The organism is Prevotella sp. OH937_COT-195 (genome assembly GCF_003932845.1).
Lineage (GTDB): Bacteria > Bacteroidota > Bacteroidia > Bacteroidales > Bacteroidaceae > Prevotella.
Genome location: NZ_RQZH01000022.1, coordinates 16623 through 26719, shown reverse-complemented (window position 1 = coordinate 26719; position 10097 = coordinate 16623). Strand labels below are relative to the sequence as shown.

10 protein-coding genes are annotated in these 10097 nt (G+C 46.3%); 7 read left to right on the top strand and 3 right to left on the bottom strand.

All coding sequences use genetic code 11. The features are described 5' to 3' along the window. Window positions 1-49 precede the first annotated feature (49 nt). The 4 genes from EII32_RS08790 to EII32_RS08775 are packed head-to-tail and all read left to right on the top strand — an operon-like array spanning window position 50 to window position 3625. Entirely contained in the window at window positions 50-1222 is a 1173-nt protein-coding gene (locus EII32_RS08790) for an ABC transporter substrate-binding protein (RefSeq protein WP_233582354.1), read from the top strand. Further along, the gene (locus EII32_RS08785) at window positions 1219-2253 is read left to right on the top strand and encodes a FecCD family ABC transporter permease (RefSeq protein ID WP_125235056.1); all 1035 of its coding nucleotides are present in this window, start codon (window positions 1219-1221) and stop codon (window positions 2251-2253) included. The genes EII32_RS08790 and EII32_RS08785 overlap by 4 nt, the downstream gene beginning before the upstream one ends. Continuing rightward, entirely contained in the window at window positions 2253-3125 is an 873-nt protein-coding gene (gene prmC, locus EII32_RS08780; protein WP_125235055.1) for a peptide chain release factor N(5)-glutamine methyltransferase, read from the top strand. The genes EII32_RS08785 and prmC overlap by 1 nt, the downstream gene beginning before the upstream one ends. Before the next feature lie 2 nt (window positions 3126-3127). Then, window positions 3128-3625, top strand: a complete 498-nt coding sequence (locus tag EII32_RS08775) for a regulatory protein RecX (protein WP_125235054.1) — start codon at window positions 3128-3130, stop codon at window positions 3623-3625. 355 nt (window positions 3626-3980) lie between these two features. Here the strand turns inward: EII32_RS08775 and EII32_RS08770 are convergent, their stop codons facing one another. The 3 genes from EII32_RS08770 to EII32_RS08760 all read right to left on the bottom strand — a co-directional run bounded on the left by EII32_RS08770 (window position 3981) and on the right by EII32_RS08760 (window position 7631). Next, window positions 3981-5294, bottom strand: a complete 1314-nt coding sequence (locus tag EII32_RS08770) for a hypothetical protein (RefSeq protein WP_125235053.1) — start codon at window positions 5292-5294, stop codon at window positions 3981-3983. Continuing rightward, complete coding sequence (locus EII32_RS08765; protein ID WP_233582353.1) at window positions 5291-5782, bottom strand: T9SS type A sorting domain-containing protein; 492 nt, start codon at window positions 5780-5782, stop codon at window positions 5291-5293. Before EII32_RS08765 ends, EII32_RS08770 begins: the two co-directional genes overlap by 4 nt. A gap of 157 nt (window positions 5783-5939) precedes the next feature. Beyond that, complete coding sequence (locus tag EII32_RS08760) at window positions 5940-7631, bottom strand: helix-turn-helix domain-containing protein (protein ID WP_158611163.1); 1692 nt, start codon at window positions 7629-7631, stop codon at window positions 5940-5942. A 529-nt stretch (window positions 7632-8160) separates the two neighbouring features. Between EII32_RS08760 and pyrE the strand changes: the two genes are divergently transcribed. Genes pyrE through EII32_RS08745 form a run of 3 tightly spaced genes read left to right on the top strand, consistent with a single transcriptional unit; the run spans window position 8161 to window position 9851 of the window. Beyond that, window positions 8161-8793 (top strand): orotate phosphoribosyltransferase, encoded by a 633-nt coding sequence (gene pyrE / locus EII32_RS08755; RefSeq protein WP_125235051.1) that lies wholly within the window; start codon window positions 8161-8163, stop codon window positions 8791-8793. 47 nt (window positions 8794-8840) lie between these two features. Further along, the gene (locus EII32_RS08750) at window positions 8841-9263 is read left to right on the top strand and encodes an SRPBCC family protein (RefSeq protein WP_125235050.1); all 423 of its coding nucleotides are present in this window, start codon (window positions 8841-8843) and stop codon (window positions 9261-9263) included. Between the two features lie 12 nt (window positions 9264-9275). Further along, complete coding sequence (locus EII32_RS08745; protein WP_125235049.1) at window positions 9276-9851, top strand: hypothetical protein; 576 nt, start codon at window positions 9276-9278, stop codon at window positions 9849-9851. The last annotated feature ends 246 nt before the right edge of the window (window positions 9852-10097 follow it).

The window sequence follows — 10097 nt, the reverse complement described above, 5'->3', positions numbered from 1 at the left end:
TTCGAATGCACAGGCACATCGTATAAAAAAATAAAAGGAATATATCAGTATGAGAAAACTACTTGTCGCGGTATCAATAGTGGTCTTGGCATTGGTTGCAGGCACCGGTTGCACAGGTGTGATGACCGGTGGCAGTGCGGGAGACACATTGCAGATGAAATATGCCGAACGCATAAAAATAGTGGAACACGATGGATACAGCACGGTAATAATTGCCGACCCGTGGGAAGAGGGGCGCACGCTTCACACCTATCTGTTGGTGCCGAGTACTTCGAAAGAACTCACGGACGACAGTCTGGCGGGAATTAATCCGAACGCGACAATAGTGCGCACACCGCTGCGAAAAGCCCTCATAACGACAAGTGTGCACTGTGCCCTTGTGGAAGAATTGGGCTGTGCCGGTGCGCTTGGGGGTGTATGCGACCTGCAATACATAAACCTTCAGTGGGTAAAAGAGGGCGTGAAAGCGGGCAGAATACGCGACTGCGGAAGTGCGATGGAACCCACAATAGAGACTGTTATCGATCTTGCACCCGATGCCGTGTTCTTATCACCGTTCCAGAACAGCGGCGGATACGGGCGCATAGAGAACCTCGGCATTCCAATAATAGAGATGGCAGATTATATGGAAACTTCTGCCATGGGGCGTGCCGAATGGATGAAGTTTTACGGAATGTTGTTCGGTGCGGAACAGAAGGCACGGACAACCTTCGACAAAGTGGAGAAAGAATACGGCGAACTGAAAGAGAAAGGCGCTTCCGCCGAAAGCAAAACAGAGAGCGGCAAAGCAGCAGTAAAAGGTAAATCGGTAATAATGGACAAACTCGTGGGACCGGTATGGTATGTGCCGGGCGGAGGAAGTACCATAGGGAAAATGCTGAAAGATGCCGGATATGTGTACCCGTGGCAGGACGATGTCAGTGCCGGCTCGCTGTCGCTGTCGTTCGAAACGGTACTCGAAAAGGGCTTGGAAACCGATATATGGCTGTTCCGATACAACTCTCCGCAGACAATCACACGCAGTATTCTACTGTCCGAAAATGCCGGATACGCACAGTTCAAGGCTTACAAAACCGCACAACTCTACGGGTGTAACACTGCCACGAACACTTTCTATGAGGATACTCCGTTCCATCCGGAGAGATTGTTGCGCGATTTCCTCACCATACTGCGCCCCGAATTGGGTCTGGGCGAACCGAAATATTTCATTAAGGTAAAATGAAAAAAGGGCTTACCATAGGTCTGTTAATGCTTCTGCTGATAGCGGTTCTCTTCGTAGTCAACCTCTTCGTGGGGGCAGTAGATATTCCGGCAGTCGATGTTTTGTCGATTCTCTTCGGCTCCGACGACAGTTCGGGCGTATCCTCGTCCGTCCCCTTGTCATGGAGGTATATCGTTATGCAGAACCGCCTGCCGCAGGCACTTACGGCCATGTTGTGCGGCGCATCGCTCGCAGTGAGCGGACTGATGTTGCAGACGGCATTTCGCAATCCGCTTGCGGGTCCCGGCATCTTCGGCATCAACAGCGGTGCTTCGCTCGGTGTGGCACTTGTCATGCTGTTGCTCGGCGGCAGCATAACAACCGGTGCATTCTCGCTTACGGGCTTCGTCGCAATACTTGCCGCCGCATTTGTGGGGGCAATGACGGTCATGGCAATTATAATGTTATTCTCGACATTGGTGAAAAGCAACATAATGCTGCTCATAATCGGCATTATGATAGGTTATGTCACGTCGTCGGTAATATCGTTGCTGAATTTTTTCGCCACAGAAGAAGGGGTGCAGTCGTACATGGTTTGGGGATTGGGCAATTTCGGAGGCGTTACCATGCAACAGATGCCGGCATTCGCATCGGTCACCATTCTCGGTCTCGTGGCGGCACTGCTGCTGATAAAGCCGCTCAATGCCATGCTTCTTGGCGAACAATATGCAGAGAACCTCGGTGTCAACACAAGGCGCATACGCAACTACCTGCTCTTCGTGACGGGGATACTTACGGCAGTAAGTACGGCTTTCTGCGGGCCGGTGGCATTTATCGGACTTGCCGTACCGCATGCCGCACGAATGATTCTCGGCACCGAGAATCACCGCCGTCTGCTGCCTGCCACGCTCTTTTGCGGTGCCGCCACAGCCCTGCTGTGCAACATAGCATGCGTACTTCCCGGCAGTCGCGGCATAATTCCGCTCAACGCAGTTACCCCGATAATGGGCGTGCCGGTAATAATCTATGTCTTACTGAAACAACGTGCGTGATGACATATAAAGAGATTTGCAACATGTTGCGCAGCCGTTACGACGACGGTGAGGCGCGCGCCGTGGCGCGATACCTGTTGGAAATGAGTTTCGGATTGCAGATGACAGACATTCTTTGCGGCGCAACGGAACAACTTCCAGATGACAAACTGCAATCGAAAATAAACCGATTGCTCGACGGAGAGCCTGTGCAATATGTTACAGGAACGGCAGAGTTCTGCGGACGATGTTTCAATGTGGCCCCCGGAGTGTTGATTCCGCGCCCCGAGACAGAGGAACTTTGCCGACTTGTGGAAGAGGACGAAAGAGCGAACGGAGAAAGAAACCGGCATATTCTTGACATCGGCACCGGCTCGGGGTGTATCGCAATCACCCTTGCGTTGGACATACCGGGTACACAAGTGGAGGCATGGGACATAAGCGACGAGGCATTGGCAATTGCACGGAAAAACGCAATGGAACACAAAGCCGTGGTTAAATTCGAGAATGTGGATATACTTAAGATGCCGCCGAACCACCCGAATGTTGAGACAAACAGTATGAGGGGAGCATGTGTGACATACGACAAAATAGTATCAAACCCTCCGTACATCGTACCGTCGGAGGCGTCTGAAATGGAACATCACGTACTATGCCGTGAGCCGGGCATTGCACTATTTGCCCCGGAGAACAATCCGCTACTGTTTTATGATGCCATCGCCGTATATGCGATGCAGGCTCTGCGACCGCTCGGAAAACTTTTTTTCGAGATAAACCCGTTGTTTGCAGAGCGACTCGGGGAAATGCTTGCAGGGCGTGGATTTACGGATATAACTTTCGGGGACGACCGATTCGGACGCAGAAGATTTGCCATTGCCACAAAACCGGAATGAAAATGAGAAAACAATCATCAACATACAAACAATCGCCGAGTGTGAGCGAGGAGCAGGCTCTTTCCCGGCTTACCGCTCTTTGTGCCCGTGCAGAGCATTGTTCGGGCGAGATGCTCGACAAAATGTCACGTTGGGAAATACCCGCCGAGGCTCAGGCGCGCATAATGGAACATCTTGTTGATAACAAGTATATAGACGACGAACGATTTTGTCGTGCTTTCGTGCGCGACAAAATGGAATATAACCAATGGGGGCGGCGCAAAATAGAGCAGGCCCTTTACGCCAAGCGCATCGACCGCGAAATGCGAAATGCGGTATTGGACGAGATTGACGATGACGATTTCGTTGCCATATTGCGCCCGCTGATTGCCGAGAAACGCCGTCGGACACAAGCCAAATCGGACTATGAAATGAATATGAAACTAATGCGTTTTGCCGCTTCGCGCGGCTTTACTTTCGACCAGATACATCGCTGCATGGATGTTCCCGACGAGTTTTAGTTGGCAAACGGACAAAAAACAGCCCGGAGATGGTGACTGAAATTGCCTTGTCGCCATCTCCGGACATTTGATAATAGTCAAAGTTTAATATGTTTTTTTGTTAATAAGCAGGTGTTCGCAATTAATTTTATATATCGAGTGTTTGGTTCTTTATTTTTTACTTTGCCGGTATATTTACGTTTATATTCCGTAATTATGCTGTCCGTAATAAATCGTGCAGTCTGCCGCACTCTTTCTTTCGTTCAACTAACAGACTTGAAAACAAACGTAGATACCCCGGCGATTGATTTTGAACACACACTTAAAATTTTCATTTCACGTGGGAAAGCCTTGTAAGGCATTCCCACGGAAACATTTATTTCTGTTCCAATTTTATGGAAGTCTTGTCCTTTCTGATTTTTCCCATGTCGAACTTGGCAACACCGTTGGTTACGCCAAAGTTGATGCGCTTGCCGAATTTGCCGACCGGTGCGCCCGGAGTTGTTCCAGCCGGGGTGGTAAATGCTTTCTTAACGAATTCGCCCCATTCGTCTTTCGCGTTCTTTGCTATGCTGCAAGCATAATAGCCTGTTGATGGTTTCACTATCCAATAGGCATCGTCAACACCGTATTGGTTCCAATTAGGATCGTTGGGATTGTCGGTTTTCAGCATTGCTATCACGCCGGTTTCACCCATATCGGGCTTTTCGTAAGCCTCTTTTTCAATAATAATGTCGCGGTGTAATGAAGCCTGATCGTTCGGGGTATATATCACTCTTTGGAGGTATAAATCTTCTTCTTCCATTTTAAAATCCTTTATCTCTATGGTTACGGTTGCAAGTCCGTTGCCTCCGAGTTTCTTTGTCGTAACATAGAAGAACTGTGGTTCGGCGTAAGTACCGTCATTGTCCCATGCTTGTACCACAACTTCGTAATCTGTTCCCGGTGTCATTTTGAGCCATTCGTTTGTATGTTCAAAGTTGTATTCTTTCTGACAAAATCCTTTTATCATGTCACCGAAAGTGGTATATCCGAACATTGCTCCCCACTGTTCGAATTGTTGTATTGCAGTTCCTTTCTCAAAGGAGCAGAAAGCGTAACCTTTGACATCGTTGTTTGGAGTGAATTTCATCGTGAATCGGTCTGTTCCCACATTTAATATTTCGCAATCTACTTGCGGATTACCGATGAGTGGTTTTGCAGGAGTTTTGAAATCGGCTTTCGACATGCTGCAAGCGATGCCGTACTTGTCGTATCCGAGTGTCAATATGGTATATTCTGCATTTGCGGGGAAAGGTTTGTCAAAGCCTGTTATTTGTCCGTTCTCAAAATCTTCACCATAGGATGTCCCTCCGATTCGCTCGAAATACCTCTCTGCTATTTCGTCGCTCGTGATATTATTTGCAACAACTTTCGGTATTACGTTTAGTTGAAAAAGTTTGCATTCGGGAGTTCTTTTTACGTTTACCCATATAGTGTCGCCACTGGAACCGTTGTTGTATTTTAAGAAAGTGACATCTGCGGCAACTCTGCCTTCTACTGTCGTGAAGAAAACCGAGTCTATGCGTTCTACAAGGAAACCCTTGTGCAAGTTCGGCTTCTTCATAACTATCATTCGGTTTGGTTGTGTCTGTGCGAGTGCAGAGAGACTGATTAGTGCCATAAGGCACAATGTTATTATTTTTTTCATTGTCTTACGAATTTGAATGTTGCATTGTTAACTTTGATAATATAAATTCCTTGGCGTAGTTCCGCGATGTCTATCGGCTGTCTTTTGGCTGTTTTTGTGCGCAGCAATGTTTTACCGCTAATGTCGAAGATGGCAGCATTGGCATTCGTTTCCGCCTCCAATCCGTGTACATAGAGCATGTCGCCGTTTTGCGAGATGCTCATTTTGCTCATCGAGTTGTCATTTACTTGACTGATGTCCGTTACGACATTTGCGAACGTGATGGTTTTGATTTCCGACAGGCTCCACACCGGTTCCGGCACGATATTTGCGCCGATGATATGCATTCCATCTGCTCCGAAAACGATTTTGCTGATGTCCTGCAGTGCGTATTCACTCGCTTTACTTCCATTTTGCGGAGTAACAACGAGTTTTACCTGAGCCTGCAACGGAGAGACTGTCATTGTCATTATAACCGTTAAGACTTTGATAAATTGTCTTTTCTTCATAATGTGTGATGATGATATAGATTTTAATTAATTTTAAATTTGACGGCAAATGTACGAAAAAAGATGCTTTTGTTGCCGAAAAGCATCTTTTTTCTGATTTCTAATTCGTGAAATAGTAATTGATTTCGGTGTGGAAACATGTTTTTTGCTGTGCGGTTTAATCGTTGTCGATTGCCGCCATATCTTTTTCGCGCGATATTTTTTGGAACACCGATGGCTTTATTCCTGTTTGTCGGGTAAATACATTTATGAAATTGGACTGCGACTTATAACCCACACTCTCTGCAATCGCCTTGATGGTGTATTTCCCATAATTCTCGGTGTCATTCATTCTTGTCATTGCTTTTTTTACTCTAAACTCGTTTAGGAATGTCCGGAAGTTTTTGGAATATACGTCATTAATGACCTGCGAGACGTATTTCGAGTTTGAACCGACCAATGTCGCAAGTCTTTCGATGCCGAAATCACTGTCGCAGAATTCCTCTCCGTGTTCCATTACATGCATTATGGAATCGAGCAATGAGTTTCTTAGCTCTTCCGGAATCTTTGTCTGTGAGCGTGTTTCGTCTGTGTTCGGTTCTTCGCAGGGCATCTCTTGGACTTTACGTCCTTCCTCGTTGTCGCTTGTAGGTTTGCCGACTTCCTTTACGAGTGTCTGCAATGGTTTTTCATCGGATGCCTTCTCATTGTTTTGCAACCGATCCATTCGCTCTTTCATTTCTCTTATTCTGCGTGCGTATATCTTGTCGGTGGCAAGTTCTTCTTGATTTTTATGGAAAAGATGGCGGTAAGACCGGCTCAGACGTCGGTTCTGTATATATGCCAGAATGACGAGAAATACAACGATGACGCAGAAAATCGCAAGTGTTAAAAGCCATCGCCGCTGCATTATAATCTCATGTATACTTGCGCGATTGGTCTCCGACAGCGAACTGATTGTTTTCAGTTTTTCGTCCATCTCGTAATAGTACAAGGCATTTCTTATTCCGTTAAACTCGTTCATGTTGAATATAGAGTCGCTCAGTGCAAGGTATTCCGATTTGTATTCGAGTGATTTTCGTTCGTCAATGTTTCTGTATATTTCTGACAATTTGCGCAACGTGATAATCATGAGCGCCGGATTTTTTATTTGTTCGGCAATCTCCTTGTTCTTGTACATGTAGAAGAGTGCCGAGTCTCGGTTTCCCATTGCCTGATAGGTGTTAGCAAGACTTATATATACAGATGCGATGCTTAGTGGCGACATTTCGTGTTTGTTGACGAAATCCAACGTCTTCTTGAAATACGTTATTGCTTCCTCGTTCTTTTTCTCATAACTGAGTATCATTCCCTTGTCCATCAACAGGTCGTACTTATATCGCATGCGGTCTTCCTTGTAACTGCACATCTCATTGTAGTATTCCCAATATTTCTTTATTGGTGTTTGTGGTGTGTATGCGCATATAAGGTTGCTTAGCAATTTGTTCACGAATACCCGATCGCCCTTTTTTCGTGCAAGGTCGAGAGCTTTGGCATACAGTGTGCTGCTGCGCTGGTAGTCATTGAACATGCTGTATATGTTACCGATGTCTTTGTAGATTTCCGGCAGAAGGTCGTTGATGCCGTTCTCTTCGCATACATGCAGGCTCTCCATGTAACTTTCCATGGCTTTGGCATACGAACTGCGGGTATAATAAGCCTTGCCGGTAAAGTGCAGGCTCTTTGCATAGATATTCTTGTCGGCGGGTTCTCGTTTGTTTATCAGTCCGAAGCACAGCAACGCACTGTCGGAGTTTCCCTCTGCCATTAACTTCTCTCCATGTTTCAGAAGTTCGGTATCGCTCATATTGCCGAGTTCCACACCGTTCATTTCTTTTTTTTCGGCACCGGCATCTGTTGTCGCCAGTGAAAAAAAGAAGGTAAATATTATAATTATAGAATAATGTCTGTTCATCTTCATCACACAATGCTGTCATAAATTGCCCGCACCTTGGCAATATGGCTCAAATCACTTGCAAATATACATAAATTTACTTGTGTGGCAAAACGCGTGGCAAGATTTTTTGGAAAGAACGTTTTTTGATGTCATCAGACATGAAAAAATATATATAATTTCATGTTTTTTGCGATTATCCGTTATTGGAATAATGTTTTGCAAACGGTAAAAAGCGGCTTTATGCTGTATGACAACGATTTTTTTAGGCTGTTGCCGGTGTTGTTTTTTCGTATTACGGGTGTGTGGGCAATTCGTAATATCCTGCTTGTCGGTTGATGATTTGTTTTTTATACGAGACATTTTTTTATGCATGATTAACTTGTGTTTTCGGAAATCATTCACTATCTTTGCCGACAATACGGCAACAGCCATAATATATCAAGAAACAAAAAACATTCAAGACATGGATAAAATGAAGAAGGCTTTTGCCTCGAAACTATTGGAAATAAAAGCTGTAAAGTTGCAACCGAACAATCCGCTCACATGGGCTTCGGGCTGGAAATCACCGTTCTACTGCGACAATCGCAAGACTCTCTCATACCCTGGGTTGCGCAATTATGTAAAACTCGAACTCACGCATGCCGTACTCGAACATTTCCCCGAGGCAGAGGCTGTGGCAGGAGTGGCAACGGGGGCAATAGCACAAGGAGCGTTGGTGGCGGACGCGCTTAACCTGCCGTTCGTATATGTGCGCTCAAAACCAAAGGATCACGGCATGGAAAACCTCATAGAGGGAGAACTTAAGCCGGGAACTAAGGTGGTGGTGGTGGAAGACCTGATATCGACCGGAGGCAGTTCGTTGAAAGCGGTAGAGGCAATACGCCGTGCAGGAAGCGAGGTGATAGGCATGGTTGCGAGTTATACCTATGGTTTCCCCGTGGCAAAAAAGGCGTTCGAGGATGCGAAAGTGCAACTCGTGACGCTGACAGACTACGAACATGTCGTGGCAGAAGCACGCGACACGGACTATATTGCAGACAGCGATGTGGAAGTGTTGGACGAGTGGCGCAAATCGCCCGCAGAATGGAAAAAGTGAATGTCGGGAATTAACAATAAACAATGGGAAATTGACAAATCATAGAAATGAGCAAATTTGAAAGTAAAATAAAGCAAGTGCCGTACCCGCAGAAGAACGTGTTCGACATGTTGAGCGACCTGTCAAATATAGAACGCGTGCGCGACCGTATTCCGGAGGACAAGATAAAAAACCTTACATTCGACCGTGACAGTGTGTCGATTTCTTCGCCAATGGGACTTGTGACACTGCGGGTGGTGGAGCGCGATGAACCGAAATGCGTGAAGTTCGAGACAGAGAAGTCGCCGGTGCCAATGAACCTTTGGATACAGATGCTGCCCACGAGCGACAACGAGTCGAAACTGAAAGTGACTATAAGTGCCGACCTGCCTTTCTTCATGGCCGCAATGGCAAAGAAACCGTTAGAAGAAGCCGTGGAAAAAATCGCGGAGGCATTGGCCATTATACCATACGACAAAACAAACATCTGATTGGTAAGACCTATGGGGAAAATCAAAATAACGACCATCTTTGCGGTATTGTTGCTCATGCTGCTTACGGCATGCAGCAACGCCGAGTTCGAATTCAGCAAGCAACAGTGCTATTTTGTATTCGACAATGCCGAGCATAACGATCCGGCATTGACGAGTGCACTGATAGCGGCATCGCCCGGAACATTCTGTCGCATTTACCTGAAAGGTTCGAGGAAATTCGGTTTCCGCACAAACAGAGGACTTGAGAGTGAAACCACGATGAACGCAAATGACGCAAAGCGTACCTGCATACTCGGAGTGTATAACGAAAGCGGAATAATCGTGGGATACGGTACGTTCGGCGGTACGCTGTATGCGTACGATGCGCAGTGTCCCAACTGTTACGCCGAGACCGGAATGCCGCGTTACATGCTGACAATGACAGATGGGGGGCATGCCAAGTGCAAAACATGCAGTAGAACGTACGACATGAACAACGGAGGCATTGTCATTGCTAATGGTCGCGGGAACGATAAGAAACTGATACGTTATCGCGCCACATACAACGACTCCGGTACTCACCGCGTGCTAAGCGTAAACAACTGAAAACCGAGAACAACGCTATGTGGAGTTTCAAACATATACGATTACAATTTCCCACGGTGTTTTTGCATAGGCAGAAAATATTCCGTCTTTTACTTACGTCAACCTTTGAGGCGGGAATATATCCGTGCCGGGTAGTATCAACAGACTGTGTCGAATGTTCCAAATAAGAAAAATGATATTGGCAACACACAATTTTTCCACGTTCAATAAGGAGTTTCTCAAATATCGTTCGTGATGTTACAATCA